The sequence below is a fragment of the Amantichitinum ursilacus genome (genome assembly GCF_001294205.1).
GTDB classification, from domain to species: domain Bacteria; phylum Pseudomonadota; class Gammaproteobacteria; order Burkholderiales; family Chitinibacteraceae; genus Amantichitinum; species Amantichitinum ursilacus.
The window spans coordinates 107,752-131,861 of record NZ_LAQT01000002.1 but is presented as its reverse complement, the minus strand read 5'-3'; the positions used below and the strand labels follow the sequence as shown (position 1 = coordinate 131,861).

Annotated in this window: 18 protein-coding genes and 1 tRNA gene; 5 read left to right on the top strand and 14 right to left on the bottom strand. The window is 60.0% G+C overall.

Annotated features, from left to right (window positions below):
* Nucleotides 1–216 precede the first annotated feature (216 nt).
* Nucleotides 217–1,008, top strand: coding sequence for a pyrroline-5-carboxylate reductase (proC, locus tag WG78_RS02925; RefSeq protein ID WP_053936293.1), 792 nt, complete (start codon nucleotides 217–219; stop codon nucleotides 1,006–1,008).
* A gap of 303 nt (nucleotides 1,009–1,311) precedes the next feature.
* Here the strand turns inward: proC and dxs are convergent, their stop codons facing one another.
* From dxs to WG78_RS02885, 8 genes are all read right to left on the bottom strand, one after another.
* Entirely contained in the window at nucleotides 1,312–3,159 is a 1,848-nt protein-coding gene (gene dxs / locus WG78_RS02920; protein WP_053936292.1) for a 1-deoxy-D-xylulose-5-phosphate synthase, read from the bottom strand.
* A gap of 11 nt (nucleotides 3,160–3,170) precedes the next feature.
* Nucleotides 3,171–4,061 (bottom strand): polyprenyl synthetase family protein, encoded by an 891-nt coding sequence (locus tag WG78_RS02915; RefSeq protein WP_053936291.1) that lies wholly within the window; start codon nucleotides 4,059–4,061, stop codon nucleotides 3,171–3,173.
* Nucleotides 4,058–4,297 carry an exodeoxyribonuclease VII small subunit gene (locus tag WG78_RS02910; RefSeq protein ID WP_053936290.1) on the bottom strand — a complete coding sequence of 80 codons (240 nt, stop codon included), beginning with the start codon at nucleotides 4,295–4,297 and terminating at the stop codon, nucleotides 4,058–4,060. Before WG78_RS02910 ends, WG78_RS02915 begins: the two co-directional genes overlap by 4 nt.
* A 117-nt stretch (nucleotides 4,298–4,414) precedes the next feature.
* Entirely contained in the window at nucleotides 4,415–5,044 is a 630-nt protein-coding gene (locus tag WG78_RS02905; RefSeq protein ID WP_053936289.1) for a LysE family translocator, read from the bottom strand.
* Between the two features lie 9 nt (nucleotides 5,045–5,053).
* Nucleotides 5,054–6,049 (bottom strand): cupin-like domain-containing protein, encoded by a 996-nt coding sequence (locus WG78_RS02900; RefSeq protein ID WP_236691967.1) that lies wholly within the window; start codon nucleotides 6,047–6,049, stop codon nucleotides 5,054–5,056.
* Nucleotides 6,050–6,200: 151 nt separating this feature from the next.
* On the bottom strand, nucleotides 6,201–7,046 hold the full coding sequence (gene nadC / locus WG78_RS02895) for a carboxylating nicotinate-nucleotide diphosphorylase (RefSeq protein WP_053936287.1): 846 nt from the start codon (nucleotides 7,044–7,046) through the stop codon (nucleotides 6,201–6,203).
* Nucleotides 7,043–8,404: a phosphomannomutase/phosphoglucomutase gene (locus WG78_RS02890; protein ID WP_053936639.1), complete on the bottom strand. Its 1,362-nt coding sequence runs from the start codon at nucleotides 8,402–8,404 to the stop codon at nucleotides 7,043–7,045. The genes nadC and WG78_RS02890 overlap by 4 nt, the downstream gene beginning before the upstream one ends.
* On the bottom strand, nucleotides 8,404–9,426 hold the full coding sequence (locus WG78_RS02885) for a YheT family hydrolase (protein WP_053936286.1): 1,023 nt from the start codon (nucleotides 9,424–9,426) through the stop codon (nucleotides 8,404–8,406). The genes WG78_RS02890 and WG78_RS02885 overlap by 1 nt, the downstream gene beginning before the upstream one ends.
* A gap of 196 nt (nucleotides 9,427–9,622) precedes the next feature.
* Here WG78_RS02885 and WG78_RS02880 point away from each other — a divergent pair, with 196 nt between their 5' ends.
* Entirely contained in the window at nucleotides 9,623–11,299 is a 1,677-nt protein-coding gene (locus WG78_RS02880) for an acid phosphatase (RefSeq protein WP_053936285.1), read from the top strand.
* 69 nt (nucleotides 11,300–11,368) lie between these two features.
* Here the strand turns inward: WG78_RS02880 and WG78_RS02875 are convergent, their stop codons facing one another.
* The 3 genes from WG78_RS02875 to WG78_RS02865 form a co-directional block, all read right to left on the bottom strand.
* Nucleotides 11,369–13,084, bottom strand: coding sequence for an alginate O-acetyltransferase AlgX-related protein (locus WG78_RS02875; protein WP_053936284.1), 1,716 nt, complete (start codon nucleotides 13,082–13,084; stop codon nucleotides 11,369–11,371).
* A gap of 1 nt (nucleotide 13,085) precedes the next feature.
* A complete protein-coding gene (locus tag WG78_RS02870) occupies nucleotides 13,086–14,567 on the bottom strand; it encodes an MBOAT family O-acyltransferase (protein ID WP_053936638.1) in 1,482 nt (493 codons plus the stop codon).
* Between the two features lie 208 nt (nucleotides 14,568–14,775).
* Nucleotides 14,776–16,380: an ABC-F family ATPase gene (locus WG78_RS02865; RefSeq protein WP_053936283.1), complete on the bottom strand. Its 1,605-nt coding sequence runs from the start codon at nucleotides 16,378–16,380 to the stop codon at nucleotides 14,776–14,778.
* Nucleotides 16,381–16,754: 374 nt separating this feature from the next.
* Here WG78_RS02865 and WG78_RS02860 point away from each other — a divergent pair, with 374 nt between their 5' ends.
* Both WG78_RS02860 and WG78_RS02855 read left to right on the top strand, forming a co-directional pair.
* Complete coding sequence (locus WG78_RS02860) at nucleotides 16,755–18,281, top strand: cyclic-di-GMP receptor FimW-related protein (RefSeq protein ID WP_053936282.1); 1,527 nt, start codon at nucleotides 16,755–16,757, stop codon at nucleotides 18,279–18,281.
* 88 nt (nucleotides 18,282–18,369) lie between these two features.
* Nucleotides 18,370–18,459 (top strand) — tRNA-Ser (locus WG78_RS02855).
* 229 nt (nucleotides 18,460–18,688) lie between these two features.
* On the opposite strand, the gene WG78_RS02850 is transcribed toward WG78_RS02855, so the two are convergent.
* From WG78_RS02850 to WG78_RS02840, 3 genes are all read right to left on the bottom strand, one after another.
* Nucleotides 18,689–19,423 (bottom strand): PEP-CTERM sorting domain-containing protein, encoded by a 735-nt coding sequence (locus WG78_RS02850; protein WP_083458737.1) that lies wholly within the window; start codon nucleotides 19,421–19,423, stop codon nucleotides 18,689–18,691.
* Between the two features lie 254 nt (nucleotides 19,424–19,677).
* Nucleotides 19,678–21,648: an alkyl/aryl-sulfatase gene (locus WG78_RS02845; protein ID WP_053936280.1), complete on the bottom strand. Its 1,971-nt coding sequence runs from the start codon at nucleotides 21,646–21,648 to the stop codon at nucleotides 19,678–19,680.
* 159 nt (nucleotides 21,649–21,807) lie between these two features.
* On the bottom strand, nucleotides 21,808–23,043 hold the full coding sequence (locus WG78_RS02840; RefSeq protein WP_053936279.1) for an SGNH/GDSL hydrolase family protein: 1,236 nt from the start codon (nucleotides 23,041–23,043) through the stop codon (nucleotides 21,808–21,810).
* 102 nt (nucleotides 23,044–23,145) lie between these two features.
* On the opposite strand from WG78_RS02840, the gene WG78_RS02835 reads away from it, so the two are divergent.
* On the top strand, nucleotides 23,146–24,057 hold the full coding sequence (locus WG78_RS02835) for a LysR family transcriptional regulator (protein ID WP_053936278.1): 912 nt from the start codon (nucleotides 23,146–23,148) through the stop codon (nucleotides 24,055–24,057).
* The last annotated feature ends 53 nt before the right edge of the window (nucleotides 24,058–24,110 follow it).

Sequence of the window (24,110 nt, the reverse complement as noted above, 5' to 3'; positions counted from 1 at the left end):
TTCAAAAAACAGGCGACCCAAAAAAACGCTATCGGATCAGCGTTCTGACGGGCTTGTCCACAGCCCGTACACATGCTTGTGCATGCTTGTGGGTGGATAACCGGATCGGGCTGCAACCCGCGCCGAATATAGAACGAACGTACTGTGGAAAACCCGCAGCGCGCCATTTTGAGCGCTTGGGTAAGATGCCGGTTTCGACGTTTTCCGGAGCCCCGCATGAACATCGGTTTTATCGGCACCGGCAACATGGCCAGCGCCATGATCGCCGGTTTGCACAGCAGCCATCCCGACTGGCAAATCCACGGCTTTAACCGGTCCATGGGCAAACTGACCGATCTGCAAACGCGCTATGGCTTGCAGATTGCGCAATCGCTGGAAGATCTGGCGGCGCGCGCCGATGTGCTGGTGCTGGCGGTCAAGCCACAAGGCTACGACGCCATGCTGGCCACGCTGGCCCCGCCACTGCAGGCGCGGCATACGCTGGTGACGGTGGCGGTGGGTTACACGATTGCGCGCGTGCAATCACATATCGGTACGCAAACGCATATTGTGCGCAGCATGCCCAATACGCCCGCCAGCGTCGGCGCGGGCATGAGCGCGCTGTGTGGCAGCGCGGGCCTGCCCGAAGCGCGCCGCAGCGACGTCACCGCCGTGTTCGAAAGCTTCGGCCGCGCGGTCTGGATCGCTGAAGGCCAGTTTGATGTGTTCTCGGCCATTGCCGGCTCGTCGCCCGCGTGGGTTTACATGATGATCGAAGCCATGGCCGACGCCGCCGTGCAAAACGGCATGCCACGCGCCCAGGCCTATGCCGTGATCAGCCAGGCGGTGTTGGGCTCGGCGCAACTGGTACGCGATAGCGGGCAGCATCCGGGCGTGCTGAAAGACCAGGTCTGCTCACCCGGCGGCACCACCATCGCAGGCGTAGCGGCGCTGGAAAAAGCCGGCATGCGCAACGCGTGGTTCGAGGCGGTCAACGCCACGCTGGCGCGCACTAAGGCGTTGGGTTGATCACAAGGCAACGCAATCCACGCGGCGGTTCTTGTCCAGATGTGGCGGCTTGACGCCGCGTGGCACGAATCGGCGGCTTTGAGTGGTGGGTCTCGACCGACCCTATTGGCAGCCCGCTCGCACAGAAAAGCCCGTGAAGAACGGTTAGTTATAGGGTGGGTCTAGACCCACCACCCAAAGTGACGTCTTGAAACCGCGTGGCGCGAATCGGCGACTTCGAGCGCCGGGTCTTGCGTCAGGCAGTCGCGTAAAAAAAAGCCAGGCTGTCGTCCAGCCTGGCTTTTCGCTTCCGGTCTCAGCGGATCAAGCGCCCAATCGTGCCTTGATGGCCGCTTCAATCCCAGCCCCGTCCAGTCCGCAATCGGCCAGCAACTGGCCCTGCTCGCCATGCTCGACGTAGGCATCCGGCAGCCCCAACAGCAGCGTTTGCGTGGTCAGTTGGTGTGCCGACAGCACTTCGAGCACTGCGCTGCCCGCGCCGCCCATGATGGCGTTGTCTTCCACCGTCACCAGTAGATCGTGCGTGGCGGCCAGCTCCAGCAGGCGGGCTTCGTCCAGCGGCTTGATAAAGCGCATGTTCACTACCGTGGCATCCAGCGCCTCACCGGCCTGCAGCGCAGCGGGCAGGCGCGCGCCGAAGCTGAGGATGGCTACGTTCTTGCCTACGCGGCGCGTGTCCGATTTGCCCCATGGCAACGCCGTCATCGTGGTTTCGATCGGGGTGCCGTTGCCGCTGCCGCGCGGGTAGCGCACCGCGCTGGGGCCGTCGTGTTTGTACGCGGTGTAGAGCATCTGACGGCATTCGTTTTCGTCGCCCGGCGCCAGAATGGCCAGGTTGGGAATGCAGCGCATAAACGACAAATCGTAAGCACCTGCATGGGTCGGACCATCCGCGCCCACCAGGCCAGCGCGGTCAATCGCAAACACCACCGGCAGATTCTGCAGCGCCACGTCATGGATCAATTGGTCGTAGGCGCGTTGCAAGAAGGTGGAATAGATCGCCACCACCGGCTTCATGCCCTCACAGGCCAGGCCCGCGGCAAAGGTCACTGCGTGTTGCTCGGCGATGCCGACATCAAAGTAGCGCGTGGGATGTTCTTCGGCAAAGCGCACCAGGCCCGAGCCTTCGCGCATGGCCGGCGTTACGCCCACCAGGCGATCATCCTGCGCGGCCATATCGCACAGCCAGTCGCCAAAGATCTGCGTGTACGTCGGCTTGCTGGCCGCCTTGGCCACCGGCATGCCGTTCTCCGGCGTAAACGGGCTAACGGCGTGATATTTGACCGGATCGGCCACGGCCAGCTTGTAGCCCTGGCCTTTTTTGGTGACCACATGCAGAAACTGCGGACCCGACAGCTTTTTGATATTCGACAGTGTCGCAACCAGCGTGTCGATATCGTGGCCATCAATCGGGCCGATGTAGTTAAAGCCGAATTCTTCAAACAGCGTGCCCGGCGTCAGCAGGCCTTTAACGTGTTCTTCGCTGCGTTTGGCCAGCTCGCGCAACGGCGGCACGGCGGTCAGCACGCGGTCCGACACATTGCGAAAACCGTTGTAGAACTTGCCCGACAACAGCCGCGCCAGATAGCTGTTGAGCGCGCCGACGTTGGGCGAGATCGACATTTCGTTGTCGTTCAGGATCACCAGCAGGTCAACATCGCGCTCGCCGGCGTTGTTGAGCGCCTCAAACGCCATGCCCGCGGTCATCGAGCCATCGCCAATCACGGCAATCGATTTGCGTTGTTCGCCTTTAAGTTTGGCCGCTTCGGCAAACCCCAACGCCGCGCCGATCGAGGTGCTGGAATGGCCCACGCCAAAGGTGTCGTATTCGCTTTCTTCGCGCTTGGGAAAACCGGCCAGGCCATGCTGTTTGCGCATAGTGTTCATGCGCTCTTTGCGGCCAGTCAGAATCTTGTGCGGATAGCTTTGGTGACCCACATCCCACACCAGGCGGTCATGCGGGGTATCAAACACATAATGCAAGGCCACGGTCAGTTCGACCGCGCCGAGGTTGGAGGCAAAGTGCCCGCCCGTGCTGCTGATCGAGTCGAGCAGATACTGGCGCAGCTCGCTGGCCACCTGCGGCAGGTCGTCTTTGTTCAGCCGGCGCAAATCGGCCGGCAGATTGATTTGATCAAGCAAACTGGTCATGGAGCGTTCTTTTAGTGGCGGCGGTCGACAATATAGTCGGCCAGTTGCTGCAGACGCTGTCCGCGTTCACCAAACGGTGCAAGCGCGGCGCGTGCTTCGGCCAGCAATTCGGCCGCTTTTTCTTTGGCGCCTTTCAGGCCCAGCAAAGACACATAGGTAGGCTTGTGATTGGCGGCATCTTTGCCAGCGGTTTTACCCAGCGTGGCGGTGTCGGCTTCTTCATCCAGCACGTCATCCACCACCTGAAACGCCAGGCCCATGCACTTGGCAAAATGATCGAGCTGCTGGCGCTGCGCATCGCTCAAGGCATCGCCACAGCCCGCGCCCAGCAATACGCTGGCGCGGATCAGCGCACCGGTTTTAAGGATGTGCATCATCTCCAGCTGCGGCAGCGTATAGGCCTGGCCGACGCCGTACAGATCAATGCCCTGGCCGCCGCACATGCCCTGGCTACCGGCGGCGCGCGCCAGCAATTGCAGCATCTGCACCAATTCTTGCGGACGGCCCTGCAGCGGCGCGCCAGCCAGTACTTCGAACGCCAGCGCTTGCAGGGCATCGCCCACCAGCAGCGCGGTGGCTTCGTCGTATTTAACGTGCACGGTAGGTTTGCCGCGCCGCAGGCTGTCGTTGTCCATCGGCGGCATATCGTCATGCACCAACGAATACGCGTGGATCATCTCTACCGCCGCGGCGGCGCGCTGCATACAGGCGACGTCGGCGTTAACCAGTTCGCCCGCCGCAAACACCAGCAACGGACGCACGCGTTTGCCGCCATCGAGCACGGCATAGCGCATCGCATCATGCAGACGCGACGGCACGTGGTGCGCGGCAGGCAGCAGTTGCGCCAGCACGTCTTCCATGCTGGCTTGGGTCTGGCTCATCCAGAGTTTGAAATCGCTCATGCCACATCCCCGGTATCGGGATTGAGTGGCTGCAAGCGTTCGCCCTCCAGCACTTTCAGCTGACGTTCAGCATCTGCCAGCTTGCCTTCGCAATATTGCAACAGGCCCTGGCCACGCTGATACGCAGCCAGTGCGGCATCGAGCGACAGATTGCCTGATTCCAGCTGGGCAATCAGGGTTTCGAGTTCGGCATACCCGGCTTCAAAATTCTCGGGCTGTTTGACGGTTTTGGACATGGTGGAAACCGTGCGGAAAATCCCGCGACCTTAGCCCAATCGCGGCTTGGGCGTCAATGACGGACATCTGGCTGTGGCTTGCGACAGGGCCGCCGCAAGCCACGCTTTACAGTCAGCTCAGCTGCGGCTAACCAGCAAACGCACGCCCAGACCCAGAAAAATGGTGCCCGCGATGCGATCCAGCCACAACCCCGCGCGCGGCCGCCGGTTAATCCACTGCCCCACCGCGCCCGAGAAAAATCCGAGCGCGCCAAACACCACACACGCCTGTAGCGTAAACAGCAAACCCAATTGTGCGGTTTGCCACGCCACCTGGCCGTGCGCGGTAATCACAAACTGCGGCAGAAACGCCAGAAAAAACAGCACCACCTTGGGATTGATGGCATTGGCCAACATGCCTTTGCCAAACAAGCGCCATGGCGATTCGGTGGTGGCATGCGCCGCCGCATGCGCGCCACCGCGGCTACGCCAGGCTTGAATACCCAACCAGATCAACCACAAGCCACCCGCCACTTTAAATACGGTAAACGCCAACGGCGATGCCGCGATCAGCGCGCTGATACCCAGCGTGGCCAGGGCGGTATGAAACAGACAGCCCAGCGCGCAGCCCAGGCCAAACGCAATGCCCTGTTTACGCCCGCGCGCCATGCCCATCCCCAACACCATCAGGTTATCGGGGCCGGGCGACAGCGTAATCAACAGGGCGGCGGCCAGAAAGCCATACAGCTGGGTGGGATCAAGCAACATAACGGAGCCTTAAAACGCTTTTTGTTCGGGATAAAAGCTGGTGAAGTCGTTATCCCATTTAAAGTTGATAAAAGACACGGTGACCGAAATATCCAGCCCTTCTACAAAATGCCAGCAACCCACGGGCAAAAACAGAATCTCGCCCGGATTCAGCGTGCATTCCAGCACTTGCGCGCCGCGCATCAAGGGATAGCGGTTGTAATCAATATCGCGGCCATCGACATGGGTAAAACAGTGTTCGTGATTGTATACGGCGGGCAATTCACACGCGGGCATCAGCAACACGTGTTTGCGGCCAATCACCTGCGCCATAAAGTTATTGGTCAGATCATGGTGGAACGGCGTAATGGTGCCCGCCGGGCCGATCCATAAAAAGCCCTGATCGGCGCTGCGGGTATTCAGGTATTCGGGGATCTGTACGATGTCTTGCCACAGCACCGCCAGCTCGCGCCGGTTCTGGCTGGTGTTATTGGCCGTCATATAGAAATCATTGGTGCGGCCGGCGTGTTTGACCTGATTGAGATAATCGGCAAAGCGCATGGTCTGCTTGTGCTGCAACTTGTTGATTTCATACTGCGCATCGGTTTCGCGCGCGCCTTGCACTTCCACCATTTTGTCGCCGGCGCGCTCGGCAAAATAATCGAGATTCCATTTCTGCATGGCCGGCCAATTGTCCATCATGCCGGTAATGATCACCGGGCGGCCGGTGGTATAGAAATCGTTAAAGAATTCATCGGTGCTTAATTGGTGCCGCCGTGGAATTTCTGCCGGGCGTTGGCGATTAAGTTGGCGCTGGCTATTCAATATCCATTCGCGCTTGGCCAGACGATTCTTTAAACGCTGTGCGCCCGCCAGATAAGGGCTGGCCAAAGCCTGATCAATTTCCGCGCGCGCGGTTTCGGGGTCGACGCCCGCGTGGATCATGATGCCCACCAGCTCGGCAGGGTTGCTGCCCAGAATCAGGTTTTCCGCTAGCCAGCGGCGCCATTCATGATCGACTTGCATCTGTTGCCGGGTCTCCATCCTGGTATGTCCTCTTTGGGTTTCTGGTTTTATGGTCTTTGGGCAAAACATGGAATTGCGATTCCGCCTTGAGCCTAAACCATCCACCCGCCGATTTCATATCACGATGTGACCGCCGTACGCCGCGCGTGGCTTACAGGGCAAAACGCATCGACAAATCGATGGCGCGCACGTCCTTGGTCAGCTTGCCCACCGAAATCCGGTCGACGCCGGTTTCGGCAATCGCGCGTATCTGTTCAAGGTCAATGCCGCCCGACGCCTCCAGCACCGCCTTGCCTGCAGCGCGCGCCACGGCCGAGCGCATATCGGCCAGGCTCATGTTGTCCAGCAACACCGACACCGCACCGCCGGCCAGCGCTTGCTCCAGCTCGTCCAGATTTTCCACTTCGATCTGGATGCTGACATGCGCCGGCGCAATCTCGCGTGCGGCCGCCAGCGCCTGGGCGATGCCGCCCGCGGCCATGATGTGGTTTTCCTTGATCAGAATGCCGTCGTACAAGCCAATGCGCTGGTTTTCACCCCCGCCCACGCGTACCGCGTACTTTTGCGCCAGCCGCAGGCCGGGCAAGGTTTTGCGCGTGTCATACACCTTGGCGCGGGTACCAGCGATCACCTCGGCATAGCGACGGGTTTCGGTGGCGACGCTCGACAGCAATTGCAGAAAGTTAAGCGCGGTGCGCTCGGCCGTCAGCAGACTGCGCGCCGGGCCTTGCAAGGTGCACAGCACGGTATTGGGCGCGACGGTATCGCCCTCGGCCACCTGCCATGCCACCTGGCAGGCCAGGTTAACCTGATGCAGCGCTTCTTCAAACCAGGCCTGGCCGCAAATGACGGCGGCCTCGCGCGCCACCACGGCGGCGCTGCCGTGGCGGTCGGCCGGGATCAGCATGGCGGTGTAATCGGCGGCGCCGACGTCTTCGGTGAGCGTAGCGGCCACTTGTGCGGCGATGATGTGGCGAGCGGGCAAAACAGCGGTCATGCGGCGTCCTCGGGCCATTGCAGCGGAGCGATGGCAGCTTTGATTTCATTACGGATCCGCGCCAGCGCTTCGGGCGTTTCGGCTTCAAACCGCAACGTCAGCACTGGCGTGGTGTTGGAGGCGCGGATCAGGCCAAAGCCGTCCGCATATTCGATACGTAAACCATCGATGGTGATGATTTCTTTAGCAGTGGGAAACTGCGCCGTGGTGGCAATGCGGCGCACCACGCTGTGGCCATCTTCATCCACGTGCACCTGCACTTCGGGCGACGACTGGTATTGCGGCATATCGTCCAGCAACTGGTCCAGATCAACACCGCCGGCAATCATGCGGGCGATGCGCGCACCGGCGTACAGGCCGTCATCAAACTTCCATTGCCCGAAGGCCAGATGGCCGGACAATTCACCCGCCACTAGCGCGCCGGTTTCTTTCAGGCGTTTTTTCATATGCGTGTGGCCGGTGGCGATGGCTTCGCTGGTGCCACCCAGTTCTTCCACCCATGCCGACACCGCGCGTGACGATTTAACGTCGTACAGCACGTGGCCACCCGGCTGCGCTTTCAGGCAATCGGCGGCAAACAGCATCAAAATGCGATCCCCCGGCACGGTGCGGCCGGATCGGGTGACCACGCCCAGGCGGTCGCCATCGCCATCAAACGCCAGGCCGACATCGGCGTTATGCGCCGCCACGGCCGCTTGCAGATCAACCAGATTGGCCGCCACTTGCGGATCGGGATGGTGATTAGGGAAATGCCCATCCACCTCGCAAAACAGTTCGATGACATGACAACCGAGCTGGCGATACAGCTGCGGCGCAAACGCGCCGGGCGCGCCGTTGCCACAATCGATGACCACGGTCAGCGGTTTGGCCAGCACGTTTTGTTCGCATACGCCGTTGATGTAATCGGTGGCGATAATCAGCGGCTCGACCTTGCCTACCGCGGTTACAAAATCTTCGGCTTCGATCAGATCGGCCAGGCCGGCCAGCCTTGCGTCGCCAACGGTTACGCCGCCGTCCATGATCTTGATGCCGTTGTAATCGGGCGGATTGTGGCTACCCGTTACCACCGCGCCGCAACCGTCCGCGCGGTAGAGCGCCGCGTAATACATCATCGGCGTGGCGGCCAGGCCCAGGTCCAGCACGTGCAGGCCGCATTCCACCAGGCCTTTGATCAGCTGGTCGGCCAGCACCGGGCTGGATAAACGGCCGTCGCGGCCCACGGCAAAGCGGGTATGGCCCGCGCGCACGGCCATGGTGCCAGCGGCGCGGCCAATGTAATACGCGGCTTGCGGCGTGAGTTTGTCGACGGTGGAGCGGACGTCATAAGCCTTGAACAGAGTGCGATCGATCTGCGCCATCATGCGTACTCCTGAGTCGGGAGATTGCTTTTAAAAAAATCCAGCAACGTGCCGGGCAACCAGTCCAGCCGGCCAGGCACGTTGTTCGCGGTAAAGCCACCCGAGGCAAAGCCGACATGGCCGCCATGTTCGGGCTGCAACAAGGTCACTGCCGTCGATACCTCGGCTTGCGTAGGCAAACTGGCGGCGGGCACAAACGGATCGTTGCGGGCATTGATGACCAGTGTAGGCACGCAAATGTTGATCAGGTGCGGTTTGCTGCTGGAAGACTGCCAATAGTGATCGACATCGCGAAAACCGTGGATCGGGGCCGTCACCAGGTTATCAAACGCGCGCAGCGTGGTGGCGCGGCGCACTTCGGCCTGATCGATTTGAGTGTCGCCATGCAAGGTCAGCTTGTGCAGCATCTTGGCTTTGAGCGTGCGCAAGAATTCGCGTGTGTAGATATGGCGGTTCAGCCCGGTATCGAGCACCGCGCCGCAGGCGGCCAGATCCAGCGGCGCACACACGGCGGCGCCCGCCTGGATGCGCTGGTGGGCGGCGGCGCCCTGCTCGCCCAGCCATTTCAGCAAGGCATTGCCGCCCAACGAAACGCCAGCCGCAAAGATCGGCACGCCCGGATGCGCGGCCTGAATGCGCGCCAGTATCCAGTCAATTTCATCGGTATCGCCCGCGTGGTAAGCGCGCAATTTAAGATTTTCGACTTCGCCGCAGGAACGGAAATGCGGCACTACCCCATGCCAGCCCAACGCGCGTGCCGCAGCAAATAGCGATTGCGAATAATGGCTGGCCGAGCTGCCTTCCAGGCCATGAAACAGCACCAGCACCGGCGCCTGCGCATCGGCGGCGTCCATCCAGTCCACCACAATCTGATCGGCATCGGGCGTTTGCCAGGTTTCGCGCCGGAACGCCGGCCCGCCGCGACGCAAGGCCAGCGCCGGATACAGCGTTTGCAGATGGCCACCCGGCAACCACGCAGGCGCGCGATACGGGCGTAAAAACAGGGGCTGAGACTTGGACATGGGCAAAGGCTAGAGCAAGCGTGGCAACGCTTCAAGAGTGAGGGCCAGCCTCGGTAATGAGGGCGCGCATTTGTATCTGCAAGCAGGTTACAAATTTATTTAACAATCGGCGCGTATACCCGCTGTGCATGCGAGCAAAATAGCGCGCATCCCGACCCCGGAAGTCCTCTTTTTTTATCACGCCGCGAGTCCTGCCATGACCCCGTCTGAATTCGAGTCCCAAAACGCCGCCGAACTGGATGACCAACCCACCAACCCCTCGCGCCGCCGCATGCTGGAAGGCCTGGCCGCGCTTAGCGCCGCTGGCGTGCTGCCCGCGCTGGCCAGCGAAGAGGCCGCCGCGGCGACGCCCGCCGCGCAGGGCGGATCGCTGGATGCGCAACTGAAAGCGCATATCAAGAACGTGGTGGTCATCTATCTGGAAAACCGCAGCTTTAACAATCTGTATGGCGATTTTCCGGGCGTGGAACAGCCGTTGTCATCTTTAAAGCCGGAGCAATACACGCAGCTGGATCGCGATGGCAAAGCGTTGACCACGCTGCCAAAAATCTGGGGCGGGCTGGTGCAAAAAGGCCAGACCGTGGGCGGCAAATATTATCTGATCAAGGAAGACCAGATTACCCATCTGCCCAATGCGCCGTTTGCGCTTAAAGACGCCGAAGGCCAACCCTTGCCCGAAGCGGTGGTCACGCGCGATTTGTGGCATGTGTTTTACCAAAACCAGATGCAGATTAATGGCGGCAAAAATGACCAGTTTGCCGCGTGGGCGGATTCGGGCGGTCTGGTGATGGGCTATTACGAAAAATCGGCCGAAAACCTGAATATGTGGCAGATTGCGCGCAAATATGTGCTGTGCGATCGCTTCTTTATGGCGGCGTTTGGCGGTTCTTATATGAACCACCAATACCTGATTGCCAGCCGCCCCAATGAATATTTCAATGCCGCACAAACCGCCGCCAAAAAGAAAATTGCCGTGCTGGACGATGGCCCGCAGGGTACGCGTTTAAGCGTCGCCAAGGACAGCCCGGCCTCGGCGCTGGATGGCGTGCCCAGGTTTGTGAATAACGGTGCGATTACACCCGATGGTTATGCCGTCAACACCCTGGCCCCGCCCTATCAGCCCAGCTGGATTGCGCCAGCCGAAGGCGGTGACGCCCAAAGCGCGGATCCGGCCGATGCCGCGGTGTGCCCGCCGCAAAGCTACGACACGATTGGCGATTTGCTTAGCCGCAAAAACGTCAGCTGGGCCTGGTATGCTGGTAGCTGGCAAGCGGCGCTGGATGGCAAAGGCGGCCCGGATACGCCCAATTTCCAATTCCACCATCAGCCGTTTAATTACTTTAAACAATTCGGCCCCGGCACCGCCGCGCGCGACCAGCATTTAAAAGACGGCGGCTTGGGCGATAGCCCTTTATCCAACAAATTTATTGCCGACGCGATTGCCGGCAAATTGCCTGCGGTGGCGTTTTATAAACCACAAGGCAATCTGAACATGCACGCCGGTTATTCGGATGTGGAATCCGGTGATCGCCATGTGGCCAATGTGTTGTCGCATTTGATGGGCGGCCCGCAATGGAAAAACATGGTGGTGATCATTACCCACGATGAAAACGGCGGCTGGTGGGACCACGTGGCGCCGCCCAAAGGCGATCGTTGGGGGCCAGGTTCGCGCATTCCGGCCATTGTGGTTTCGCCCTTTGCCAAGCGCGGCGTGGTGGACCATACCTTTTACGACACGACGTCGATTCTGCGTTTGATTACGCGCATCCACGGCTTGCCGAAACTGGAAGGCATCAAGCTGCGTGATGACGCGTTCGCCGCACGCGGCGCGCAGCCGCCCGGCGATCTGACCAACGCGTTGCATTTTGGCTAATGCCGCCGTCGCGCCATAAACAACGGCCCGCAGGGTGCGGGCCGTTGTTTTGGGGGGCTAACTTCAAGGTCAGAAGTAGAAGCCCGCCTGCGGCGCTAATGGCGCGCACGCATCGCCCCGGTCCACTTTCATCTGTTTACGCAATGCGCTCATATCGATAGCCGCCGCCGCGCGACCATGCAGCGCGTACAACTGCACGTCGCACGGGTGCTTTTCCAGCAAGGTGGCGGGCAGCACAAAGCTGAAGCCCGATTGCGCCGCGCCCGCCGAATCAAACCGGTTAGCCACGTCGGCCTGCACCTGGTCCACCGGTTTGACGAAAGAGGCATAGCCATCGGCCACCACCAGCACGTAATCCGCGCTGACCTTGTCGTGTTGCATGACGGCCCAGCCGCCAATCTGATAGCCGAGAAACTTGCCGTCGTAATCGCGGTAGAACTTGCTGGCGGTCTGCACGCGGCCGCCCGCATCCGCGATGGGTGTATCGACCACATTGCCCCAACGTTGGCCCGCGCTTTCAAAATAGCGGCCGTTGCTGTCCTGCTTGAGCTGGCCATTGCGCGTCAGCAAGGCATAGGCATTCTGGCGCGCATCAAAGGCGGCCGTGGTGTAGCCGCGCGCTTGCGGGTCTTTCAGGCGTTGCAACGCCGGGCCCAGTTGCGCTTGCAACGGCACGCGTAGATACCGCTCGACGCGCTCCTCGATCACTACGTCCGGATGCTCTTGCTGCACCATGCGCACAAACAGATCATCGTTGGGCTCGCCAAATACATAAGTGATGCGGGCAAAGCTTTGCGACAGATACGGAATCATCGCAGTCACAAACGAATCGCGAAATACCAGCGCCGTGCCTTTACCGCCCGGGCAGCTTTGCGTGATAAAGCTCATCAGTGCATTACGGTCAGCGTGTTCGGTGCCCAGCGCCAGCAAACCGGTCGGCACTTCGCGGCAAGCGGGCAGCTTGTTGAGGTCAGGTTGGTAGTCCGCCTCGATGCCCGCGCGGCCCGCCATGCGTTGCAGATCGCGCATGCGCCCCGCATCACGCTGGCTGAAATCCGCGGGCGCAAATTGCAGCGCATGGCGGGCGTAATCACCACCCAGCGATTGCACAATCTGACGGTAGCCGGTGTAGGCGCCCCAACTGGTCCAGTGCGTATCGGTGTGCAGATACAGCTTGTCGCCCGCCACCGCGCGCTGCGCTTGCAGGCCGCTTTGCAAGTCCACCACATAGGGCGAACCGTTAACCGCGGCACGCCACGCATCGGCGCGCGGTTTGCCCGCGTATTGCACATTGGACGGTAAGAAATCGTGATAAATGCTGTGTTTTTCCGGGCTGACCACAAAGCGGTACGGGATATGTTGCGCCTGCAGCCAGTCGCCGCGGTCTTTGATATAGCGCGCCCAGGTCTGCAATTGATCATTGCTCATCGGGCTTTGGCCCAACATGTCTGATAGCTCGTCTTCTGCGGCAAAGAACAGCCAGTCATGCTGGCCGAACAACACTTTGCTGGAGCCTGAAGTGGCAAACAATTTATCGGTAAACACGGCATTTACTTTGAGCAACGTGCCACGCAAACCAAAGTGATCGTTAAAAAACGCTTCAAAGCGCGACGGATAGGTGCGCAAGGAATCGCGAGTAAATTCAAGCGCGGGCATGCCGGCCAGCTCGCGCGCTTCGGTGGTGTTGCTGCTTTTGTGGCTCATGCTGATCACCGGGCCGATGATAAACAGCAAGAACAGAGCCGCCAGTAGCAAATCTTTAGCCTTCAGGTAATAGCGCGCCATATCAGAACCGGAAATAAATAAAGGGGTTGTACGTGCTGGCGGCCAGTTGCGCGGCGCACAGCAGCAAAATGCCCAGCGAGGCAAACGCGCTGACGGTCATGCCTGGCAAACTGGCCAGACCGTTGCCCACGCGCGCCACCATCGGCGGATAGGGCTCGGCGGCATGCGGCGGATAGATGCGGCTTTTCCAGTCGCGGCACAGGCTGGTGGCAATGGGCGTGGACAAGATCATGCCCAACACCGCCGTCACCAACGTGACCGAGGTGATATTGGCCAGTAACGCCGCGGGCAGACCGTGGCCGTGGCTAAAGCCGACCAGCGCGCCAATCCAGGCCAGCGCATGCGGCAAGGTATCGGCGCGGAAGAACACCCAGCCAAACATGATCAGCAACAGCGTGTAGATATGCCCGGCCCAGCGCGGCAAGGCATCCACCCAGCGCCCCAGCCGACCGCGTTCCAGCACCAGCAACGCGCCGTGGAAAATCCCCCACAGCACAAAATTCCAGCTGGCGCCGTGCCACAAGCCGCACAGAAAAAACACGGTAAACAGATTGAATTTAACCCGCGCAGGCGAAGCGCGATTGCCGCCCAGAGGGATGTATAAATAGTCGCGGAACCATGTGGACAGCGACAAATGCCAGCGCCGCCAGAATTCGCGCACCGAGCGAGCGATATACGGATAGTTGAAGTTTTCGGTCAGCTCAAAACCAAACATGCGCGCCAGGCCAATCGCCATATCCGAATAGCCGGAGAAATCGAAGTAAATCTGCAGCGTGTAACAAAACACGCCCAGCCAGGCCACTGGCGTGGACAATTCGCCCGGCGTAACGGCAAAGGCCTGATCAGCGATCTGGCCCATGGTGTTGGCAATCAACACCTTTTTGCCAAGGCCAAACGAAAAGCGTTCGATGCCGGAACAGAACCGGTCCATGGTGTTGGTGCGGTTCTGGATTTGCTCGGCGATATCATGAAAACGAATGATCGGGCCGGCCACCAATTGTGGAAACAGCGAAATATATACGCCCATATCCAACGGGCTTTTTAGCGCATGCGCCTGTTTGCGATGCACATCCACGATGTAAGAAATAGCGTGGAAGGTAAAAAACGAAATACCTAAAGGCAATGTGACTGCGGCAGGGGTATAGCCAAAGTGAAACAGCGGTATCGCCACGCTGTTAAAGGCCGAGGCCAGAAAGAACGCATATTTGTAATGCGCCAGCACCAGCAAGTTAACGCCCACTGCCCCGCCCAGTATCCAGCCCGAGATACGCTTGCCCGCCGTGGCCTCAACGGCGATGCCGACCAGCCAGTTAAACGCAATCGACGCCAGCATCAGCAACACATAGACCGGCTCGCCCCACGCATAAAACAGCAAGCTGGCGCAGAGCAGCAGCACGTTGCGATAGCTGCGCGCCAACAGGTAATACAGCGCCAGCGTCAGCGGCAAAAACAGAAACAGAAACACGGGCGAACTGAAAACCACAGCAAGCTCCAGCAAGGTCGTCGATGGTGGGCGGGCCTAAGGGCACTTACGCCGACTATAAGATAAATCTTACATCGATACAATATGGCTCTTACATACAGGTTCAAACATAAGCGAATGCTGTTTCTAGTCCGCTAAAACGCGGACCAAAAAAAAACGCCCCGGAGGGCGTTTTTGTTAGCTGCAGCAGTGGACTGGGCCGGTCGGTTTATTCCACGCCGCGGCTGTGCAGATATTCCTCATAGCCACCCACGTAATGCGTGTAGCTGCCGTCACCGTTCAATTCGAGAATCTGCGTGGCCAGCGAAGTCACAAACTGGCGGTCGTGCGATACGAAAATCAGCGTGCCTTTGTACAGCTCCAGCGCCAGGTTCAACGATTCGATCGATTCCATATCCATATGGTTGGTCGGCTCATCCATCACCAGCACGTTGGGCGTTTCCAGGATCAGCTTGCCGTACAGCATGCGACCCTTCTCACCGCCAGACAGCACCTTCACCGACTTGTGCACATCGTCACCGCCAAACAGCAGGCGGCCCAGGATGCCGCGGATGACCTGATCGTCTGTACCCGGTTGCGACCATTGCTTCATCCAGTCAAACAGCGTGATGTCTTCTTCGAAGTCGGCTTCGTGGTCCTGCGCAAAGTAGCCGGGCTGCGCTTTTTCGGCCCATTTGACGGTACCGGCATCGGGCGCCAACTGGCCCACCAGCAATTTCATCAGCGTGGATTTACCCACGCCGTTACCACCGATGACGGCCAGCTTCTGACCCGCTTCTAAAATCAGCGTCAGGCTCTGGATCAGCGGCTTGTCAAACGACTTGGACAGATTGGCCGCATCAAAAGCAAAGCGGTGCAGCTTGGCTTTGTCTTCCACATCAAAGCGGATGTACGGGTTCTGCCGCGACGACGGCTTGACCTCGACCATGTTCTCTTTGATTTTGTCCGCCAGCTTCAAACGGCTGGTGGCCTGGCGGCTCTTGGATTTGTTGGCGGCAAAGCGCTGGGCAAACGCTTGCAGTTCTTGCACCTTTTCTTTGGCCTTGGCGTTATCCGTCAACAAACGGGCGCGCGCTTGTGTGGCGGCCAGCATGTAATCGTCGTAATTGCCCGGGTAGATGCGGATTTCGCGGTAATCCACATCGGCAATATGGGTACATACCTGGTTCAAAAAGTGACGATCGTGCGAAATGATCACCATGGTGGAATCGCGCTCGTTCAAGGCGTCTTCCAGCCAGCGAATTGTGTTGATATCCAGGTTGTTGGTCGGTTCGTCCAGCAACAGCACGTCCGGATTGCTGAACAGCGCCTGCGCCAGCAGCACGCGCAGCTTCCAGCCCGGCGCCACATCACTCATCGGACCATTATGTTGTTCCAGCGGAATGCCCGCGCCCAGCAACAACGCGCCGGCGCGCGCTTCGGCGGTGTAGCCGTCGTATTCGGCCACCACGCCTTCGAGCTCGGCGGCGCGCATGTAATCGTCTTCGGTGGCTTCGGCATTCGCGTAAATCGCGTCGCGTTCGGCGATGGCCGCCCACAGCTCGCCATGGCCTTGCATCACCACGTCGATGACGCGCTGGTCTTCATAAGCAAACTGGTCCTGGCGCAATTTGCCCAGACGTACGCCGGGGTCGAGCGCCACATTGCCCGCGGTCGGTTCCAGATCGCCACCCAGGATTTTCATAAAGGTGGATTTACCGCAGCCGTTGGCGCCAATCAGGCCGTAGCGGTTGCCATCGCCAAACTTGACGCTGACTTTTTCAAACAGCGGCTTGGCGCCGAACTGCATCGTAATATTGGAGGTACTGATCATCTCTGGCGTTTTCCTTCGCCGCCCCAGCGTGGTGGGACGAAAGCGATTCAAATTCAGGACATTGCAAAACGGCGGATTCTAACATAGCGCGCTTGCGGCGCGTGCGACCCGCGGTGACAGCGGCCTGGCCAGATGACAGGCGCGCGGTGTCAGCGCCCTCTTCGTGCCAGACACATACTTACGATACACATACACAAGCGCCTACAATTTTCGCGGGTTGGCGCGCAGCACACCGCGTAACGCTTTGTTTTACGTCGCCAATCCGTAAGCTGGCCGCTTGCGTCAGGCAGTTGTTCCAGATTCGTGACACGCGCATACTGTGCGCAGTCTGACCCGCAAAGGGCATTCGGCATCCGCTCAATGAGGCCAATCCAATGTTTGATTTCAAGGGGCTGGTAGGCGCCCTCCTTAACCGTCGAGAACAAGACGGTGTATATGACTTTCAGTCGGCCACGCAGCTGATGCAGGTGCTGCCTGAAAGCGACATCCTGCAAGCACAGATCGAGATCGTAAAAGCACTGCGGCAAATGAATGCCAATGGCGATATCTCGCTGAAAGAACGACTGCGCACCGTGCCCTATCTGGACGAAAAAGCGCGCCATCTGCAACGCCATCTGGTGGACGTGTGCGAAGGCAACATCCTGGATGAAACCGCCAGCCCGCAGCAAGTGCTGCCAACCATGCTGGCGTTCTGGCAGGAAATGGGCGACGCCTATCGCGTCTGTATCAAACAGGCGCTGGCCACCAAGGCGCGCAATCTGGATAAACAACTGCATTTGTTCTGCTTGCGGGGCATGAGCTATTACGTGGCCCAGGCGCGTTGGTGCTATTTGCGTTATCTGGATCTGGAAAGCCGCACCTGGCGCAGCCTGCATCGCCTGTATACCTATGCCGAACAAGGCGGTTACGTGGGCGAAGGCCTGGCTGCGTACGAAGACGCCCCGTTTAGCGATGTGCGTAGCGAATACCTGCAAGCCATGATGCTGTCGCTGGCGCAGCCCGACAAAATGCAACCCGTGCAGATCAGCATGACCGCGCAGTTTTTAAAGCGCTGGAGCGGCCTGCTGGAAATCGAAAGCGAAATCCGGCCCAACCATCAGCTGTTTGGCGTAAATATCGGTGGCGCTACGCCGCCCAAACGCTTGCGCCGCGATATGGTTGGCGAAAACTGGCGCTACTGGAGCACCGATGCGCTGGTGCTGAAGATGCGCGAGGCGGCGCAGCGACTGGAACAAGGCGGCTCGCCCGCGGCTATGGGTTTGCGCGCCGATACCGGCACCGAAGCCAATGTGCAGCTGCTGACGCATCTGGCCAATATGTGGTGCCGCGAAATCCCCGCGCCGATCCGCAAATACGAACGCCGCATCGCGCAAAAGCCCATCCATGTGGTGCGCGGGCTGGAGGAAATCATCCAGTTTCTGCGTGGCACCCGGCCCGATAGCGGCATGGGCGTGGCGCGTTGGGAACTGGAAAACGAAAGCGACGGCGGCATCGGCATTACTTATCGCATCGCCAACGACGACAAGCTGCTGGTAGGCGAGATCGTGTGCATGAGCGGTATCGGCAACAAGCCGTTTACCATCGGCACCATCCGCCGCATTAACCGCAGCCGCGACGGCGAAGTGCACGTGGGCATCGAAACGTTGTCGCAAAGCCCGGTGGCGGTGGAACTGACCTCGCTGCCCGACCAGCGCCGCGTGCTGGCGCTGTATTGCCCCGACAGTGTCAACCCCGCGCCCGGCCGCTTTTTGATCGTGCCGCAACACCACGCCGATGAGAACCGCGAATTCCGGCTCTCGGCGCAAGGCAAGGCCTACCGCATCCGTCTGGCGCAAGCCACCGAACGCGGCCCGCGCACTGCCATTGCGCAATTTTCAGTCCTGGAAAAGATCGCCGCGTAAAGCCCCAAAGCCAGGACGCAAGTCCGGCTGGGCAGCCGCGCCGTTTGCGGCTAGAATACGCGCCTCAGATCGCTCTGCCGGTCTGAATGGAGGTCTGGGTGAGTGGTTTAAACCAGCAGTCTTGAAAACTGCCGAGGATGTGAGTCCTCCGTGAGTTCGAATCTCACGGCCTCCGCCAGAATGAATGCAAAAAGCCCTGATTAGTCAGGGCTTTTTTGCTTTCGTCGGCCGGCTATCTGGCCCGCGCCAACTGCAAATCCTTTCCGCAATTCTGCTCCGAATGACCACAACCCACAGATGCTCGTGCGCTTGGCTTACAAGCTTGCTGCGGTGTGTACACCGATGCCTGCCGTTGCAGTCCGCAACATTTGCGTCTGCTATCGTCCTCGCGCTTCGAATCCAGGGTGTTACCTCACGCGGTTTACACGCCTGCTGCGTCGTGCACCCACCATGCCGACCAGACCAAGCCCCATTAGCGCCCAGGTTTCGGGTTCGGGTACGGCGCGCATCACGGAGACATCAACAAGCGGCGTGAAGGATGTACCCAACGCGGTGCTTCCATCCGGTTCGCTTAAAGTCAGTAAATTATTCAGATCGACCTGATAAGGATGGGTTGCGAGGTCAAGCGGGTAATTGCTGGCGCCAACGGAGGGCTCGTCAACCCAGTAGTAGGCGTAGCGCAGATCGCCGGTCTTCCAACCGGGCTGCTCCAGATAGCCTTCTGTAATCGGAAGCTCCACCGTATCGGCTGCAGCGCTACCGTAGGCCGTGGCGTTCCACTTTGCGGAGAACGTGGGAAGCGGTTCGGTACCCGATGACAGATAAGTCAGGTTTGAAGCGCTAAAGGTCAGGTAATTAAAGGCCCAGCCCGGTTTGATCACCAGACTCAAGGTGAACTCATTCTGATACTGGCTCCCTGCAGGTAAATCAATAGTGGGCAAAGTGAACTGGCCAGACAGCGCTTCTTGCACGCCAGGCTCGCCAAATGGTCGCTGCGAGAAAAAATCATAGCTTTGTAGCGTGGGCGCATCAGCAATGCCGCCGATCGTTAACGTGTACCCGGCAGTATCAATGACATACGAATTGGCCATGGCTAGTGGGGATAGCAACACTCCGCCCAACAAAATGAAAGACAAACGCATAAATAAATCTCCGATGTGATCAGTGGAGGGACAGGACCGCCCATTGCTGCCGGCGACGCGGCACTTAAAAACAATCGGATAAAACTGTCTTAAATACAAGAATAAGCTTTCAATTTTTGTTATTTTACTTTGAGCCACAGCCCAAACGGCTTGTCAGGATTGGTTTTCGGTAAATCCACACGCCCCATTCGCGCTGTTATCAGCAGGCGCAAAAAAACCGCAATCCAGAGATTGCGGCCCTTGATTAACCCCAATTACCGAACAGTATCCGGCGCAACAATCGGGAACATCGGATCAAACGTCTGCAGCAGTGCAAACATCTGTTCAACCTGCGCTCTATCCCCGCTCACCGTCGCCTTGTTAGCACTGGTTAGCTGATCCAGCCGCGCTCCGCCCATCAGCAATTCGGCAAAGCCGATCTTGTCGATTCGCAAAGTGGCGTCCGGTTTGTCGAACGGTTTATCGGCCGAGTAGATCAGCACGCCGTTGCGCAATTCCAGCGCGAATACTTTGCCGTCCGGTTGTTGCCAGTTGATGCGCGAATGTTTGCCGACTGCGGCCGGGCCGTCCAGGCGCACGCCCATGTAGTCGAGCAACAGTTCCGGGCTCATTGCGGCCACCATGTCGGCGCTGGCGGTGCTGACGCCCGGTGCTTTCGGCACGCCGTTGCGCAGTTCGTAGGCGCCCATCAAAAACTCATTACGCCAGGTGGGGTTTTCGGTTTGATAACCCAGTTGTTCCAGCGCGTCGGCTTCCAGTTCACGTGCGGCCTGGTTGGTCGGGTCGGAAAACACCACGTGGCTGAGCACTTCGGCGGTAAAGCGGTAGTCGCCTGCGGCAAAGGTCTGCCGCGCCCGGGCGATGACGGCGTCCGCGCCGCCCATGAATTCGACGTAGCGTTTGCCGCTTTCAGCCGGCGGCAGCGCCCACAGGTGCGCCGGGTTGGAGTCGTACCAGCCCAGGTAGCGTTGATAGACCGCTTTGGCGTCGTGGTTCACCGAGCCGTAATAGCCGCGTTGCGCCCATTTGTTGCCCACACTGGCCGGCAGCTGGATGCGCTCGGCGATCTCGGTCATGGTGTAGCCGCGGTTGGCCATATGCAGCACCTGGTCGTGCAGATACTTGAACATATCGCGCTGGTCGCTCAGAAAGGTGTTGATGCGCGCGCGATCCCACGTCGGCCAGTGATGCTGCGCGATCACCACGTCCACTTTGCCGCCGTAGTTGTTGATGGCGGTATTCAGCGTTTTCCACCAGTTATTGGCATCGCGCACCTGAGCGCCGCGCAGCGTGTATAGATTGTGCAGCGTGTGGGTGGCGTCCTCGGCCGTGTTCAGCATGTTGAACTGCGGAAACCAGATCAGGAATTCAGCGGGCGCTTCGGTGCCGGGCGCGATCTGGAATTCCATTTCCACGCCATCCACCGTGCGTTTTTCGCCGCTTTTTTTAACGGTGTCGGTGGGGGCAATCAGGGTAAAGGTGCCAAACGAGGTGGTTTTGCCCAGGCCCGCGTCCAGTTGGCCCTGGGCGCTGCGTGGCAGCAATGCGCCGTACTGGTACAGCGTGCGGCGGCTCATGGCGTTGCCTGCCAGCACGTTCTCTTCGACGGCTTCAGCCAGAAAGCCTTCTGGCGCGATGATCTTCGTTTTGCCGGCTTTGACATCGGCCTCGGTGGTCACGCCTTTTACGCCGCCGTAGTGGTCGGCATGGCTATGGGTATAGATGACGGCCGCCACGGGCTTGACGCCGCGGTGCTTGAAATACAGCTCCAACCCGGCGCGTGCCACTTCGGCGGTCACCAGCGGGTCGATAATGATCAGGCCGGTTTTGCCTTCGATAATGGTCATGTTCGACAGATCAAAGCCGCGGATCTGGTACACCTTGTCGGTGACCTTGAACAAACCATTGGCCAGGTTCAGTTGGGCAATCCGCCACAGGCTGGGGTTGACCGTTGCGGGCGCGTCGCCCTTGATAAAGTCGTAACTGGTCAGGTCCCACGACACCAGGCCGCTGTCGGTTTTGATGGTCATCGGGCTAAGCGTGGCCACAAAGCCGCGTTGGGCGTCTGCAAAATCCTGTTGGTCGGCAAACGGCAATTGTTGCAGCACGGCGGCATTGGCGGCCCGGGTTTGGGCGGTGGCGTCTTTGGGTGCGGTAGCGGCCAGCGCGGCTGATATCGACAGCGCAGCGGCTAAAGATAAAGCGAGTGGGTGCAGGCGTAGCATTTGTTTTTGTCCTCGTACGGTTGATCAACCTGGCATCCTGAGACACCCGCGCCACGTCGCGCAAAGGACAAATCCGAGTTTACTTAACTGATGTTTGATGCAGCACCGCAACTCGCACACAAGCTATTGATTAAGCGGCAAATTCAGCTCTCAAATATCTCAAAATTTTGCATCAGCCGACGTCGATTTTTGCAGGATCGCGGCAGCAGCCGCAGCCATCGCCGCATTGCCCGCCGGGCCCGGATGCAGATGGTCACCACTGTCGTATTCGGCGCGTAGTTGCGTGGGCCGGGCCGGATCGCGCAACAGCGCATCAAAGTCGATCACTCCGTCCGCGCCCTGCCCCGCGCGCAGCCAGTCATTGAGTGCCTGGCGCAAGGCGTCCTTAGTGGGACTGGCGTAGTGGAGGATGGGCGAGCCTTCTAGCGCATGGGCAAACGGCGGCAAGGTGCCTAAAAAAATACGCTGGCCGCGCGCATGCGTTTGCGCGATCAGCGCCAGATAGCCGCGCTGCAGGCGGGCCAGTTCGGGCAAGGCGGCAGACGGCGCAAAGCTGCTGCCGGGCCAGGCGATATCGTTGGTGCCCAGCAACACCACCACATCGCGCACACCGGCTTGCGCCAACGCGTCGCGCTGCAGCCGCGCGCTGGCGCGCTCGCCCATGCCGTCTTGCAGCAAACGCGCGCCAGAAATACCGGCGTTGAGGACGGCGCGGCCGGGCAAGGCGGCGGCCAAGGCGTCGGTCCAGCGCTGATTGCTGTCCAGCGGCACGCCGTTGCCATCGGTGATCGAATCGCCCAACGCCGCCACACCCGGATCAGCGATGGCATCCACTTGTACCGCGGTCAGCCACAAGCGCGCTTCAATCGGCATGGCATTGGCGCGCGCCACGCTGTGCGCGGTCTGGTCGCCCGCTTCGATGTACGCGGTTTGTTTGCCGTCCCAGTGGAAGGTGGTCAGCGGCGTGGCGGCGCGAATATACAGCGCAATCTGCACACTGCTTAGCGCCGGTATCGGCAGCGGCAGCGGATCGCTCCACACCTGCGCGCCCGCCGCCACGCTCACGTCGGATATGCCGGAAAAGCGCAGAGGGATGGGCGCGGCATTGCGGTCTGCGGCGAGGCTGGCGGCCGCCACTTGCAGCGGTTGCTGGCCATACAAATTGGATAGCGCAATGCGCACGGCCTTGCCGCCGACGCTGACGCGCAGCGTCTGGCGCACGGTCTGGTCCTGCAATTGAGTCGGGATGCGCGTGGGCAGCGGCAGTTCGTCGGCGCGCCAGGCGCGCTGCGGGCTGGCGGTCCATGTGGTGATCCAGTCCGCGTGCGCGGGCAGGGCGCTCAGGCTTAGCACGGCGGTCAAACTCAACAAGGTATTACGCATAAAACACGGCATGGGATCGCTCCGGTTGGGGTGAAGGCCGTAGCGTGGCCCATGCCATCCGGATCGAGTAGAAGGCTAAACTGCATACACTTCATGCCACATTGGAATGGCTGTATGGATCATCTGAAAGCAATGCAGTGCCTTGTGCGCGCGGTGGAACTGGGCAGTTTGTCCGCTGCAGCGCGAGAACTGGCATTAACCCAACCCACCGCCAGCAAGCAGGTGGCGGCATTGGAAAAGCACGTCGGCGCGCGCTTGCTGACACGCAGCACCACCACCCTGGCGCTGACGGAAGCGGGCAAGCGCTTTTATCCCAAAGCGCGTGGCGTGCTGGAGGAATACGCGGCCGCGCTGGCCGATGTGCGCGACCAGGCCGAAACCGCCGTGGGCGTCTTGCGCGTCAACGCGCCGGTCAGCCTGGGCGTGTTGCGGCTGAATGCCTTGCTGCTGGCGTTTATGCAGCAGCATCCGCGCATCGAGGTGGAGCTGGTGCTCAACGATCGCTTTATCGATCTGACCGAAGAAAACGTCGATATCGCACTGCGTCTGGGCGGGCCGCCGCCCGGCAATGCCATTGCGCGACACATGGCCGATAGCCCGCGCTGGCTGGTGGCCGCGCCGACGTATCTGCACGCTGCGCCGCCATTGCATACACCCGCCGATTTGCTGCAAGGGCAACAATGGCTGCGCAATGCATGGCTCAGCGCAGGCGATCTGCAATTGCTGGGCCCGGCGCAGCAGCGCATGGCCATCCCGGCCAGCGCGCACTATCGCAGCAACAGTTCGCTGGCCTTGCGCGACGCCATGTTGCACGGCGCCGGTTTGTGTTTAACGCCCGCATGGCTGGTGCAGGATCTGCTGGATGAGGGGCGTCTGATGCGCGTGTTGCCGGAATGGAACGGGCAGCCGCAACCCGCGTGGCTGGTGTATCCGCAGCGCCGGTATCAGCCTTTGCGCGCCCGCTTGTTGCTGGATTATCTGGCCCGCGCCCTCGTCGCCCTGCCCGGCTTTAGCGCGCCGCTATGAAACGCCGCCCACCGCCTTGCATCTTGGTAAACTTCCGGCTTCGCACCTGGAGC

What these genes read in the sequence shown, in the direction of transcription:
- proC (WP_053936293.1), top strand. Translation starts at nt 217, where the DNA reads ATGAACATCGGTTTTATCGGCACCGGCAACATGGCCAGCGCCATGATC.
- dxs (WP_053936292.1), bottom strand. Translation starts at nt 3,159, where the DNA reads ATGACCAGTTTGCTTGATCAAATCAATCTGCCGGCCGATTTGCGCCGG.
- WG78_RS02915 (WP_053936291.1), bottom strand. Translation starts at nt 4,061, where the DNA reads ATGAGCGATTTCAAACTCTGGATGAGCCAGACCCAAGCCAGCATGGAA.
- WG78_RS02910 (WP_053936290.1), bottom strand. Translation starts at nt 4,297, where the DNA reads ATGTCCAAAACCGTCAAACAGCCCGAGAATTTTGAAGCCGGGTATGCC.
- WG78_RS02905 (WP_053936289.1), bottom strand. Translation starts at nt 5,044, where the DNA reads ATGTTGCTTGATCCCACCCAGCTGTATGGCTTTCTGGCCGCCGCCCTG.
- WG78_RS02900 (WP_236691967.1), bottom strand. Translation starts at nt 6,049, where the DNA reads ATGCAAGTCGATCATGAATGGCGCCGCTGGCTAGCGGAAAACCTGATT.
- nadC (WP_053936287.1), bottom strand. Translation starts at nt 7,046, where the DNA reads ATGACCGCTGTTTTGCCCGCTCGCCACATCATCGCCGCACAAGTGGCC.
- WG78_RS02890 (WP_053936639.1), bottom strand. Translation starts at nt 8,404, where the DNA reads ATGGCGCAGATCGATCGCACTCTGTTCAAGGCTTATGACGTCCGCTCC.
- WG78_RS02885 (WP_053936286.1), bottom strand. Translation starts at nt 9,426, where the DNA reads ATGTCCAAGTCTCAGCCCCTGTTTTTACGCCCGTATCGCGCGCCTGCG.
- WG78_RS02880 (WP_053936285.1), top strand. Translation starts at nt 9,623, where the DNA reads ATGACCCCGTCTGAATTCGAGTCCCAAAACGCCGCCGAACTGGATGAC.
- WG78_RS02875 (WP_053936284.1), bottom strand. Translation starts at nt 13,084, where the DNA reads ATGGCGCGCTATTACCTGAAGGCTAAAGATTTGCTACTGGCGGCTCTG.
- WG78_RS02865 (WP_053936283.1), bottom strand. Translation starts at nt 16,380, where the DNA reads ATGATCAGTACCTCCAATATTACGATGCAGTTCGGCGCCAAGCCGCTG.
- WG78_RS02860 (WP_053936282.1), top strand. Translation starts at nt 16,755, where the DNA reads ATGTTTGATTTCAAGGGGCTGGTAGGCGCCCTCCTTAACCGTCGAGAA.
- WG78_RS02850 (WP_083458737.1), bottom strand. Translation starts at nt 19,423, where the DNA reads ATGCGTTTGTCTTTCATTTTGTTGGGCGGAGTGTTGCTATCCCCACTA.
- WG78_RS02845 (WP_053936280.1), bottom strand. Translation starts at nt 21,648, where the DNA reads ATGCTACGCCTGCACCCACTCGCTTTATCTTTAGCCGCTGCGCTGTCG.
- WG78_RS02840 (WP_053936279.1), bottom strand. Translation starts at nt 23,043, where the DNA reads ATGCCGTGTTTTATGCGTAATACCTTGTTGAGTTTGACCGCCGTGCTA.
- WG78_RS02835 (WP_053936278.1), top strand. Translation starts at nt 23,146, where the DNA reads ATGGATCATCTGAAAGCAATGCAGTGCCTTGTGCGCGCGGTGGAACTG.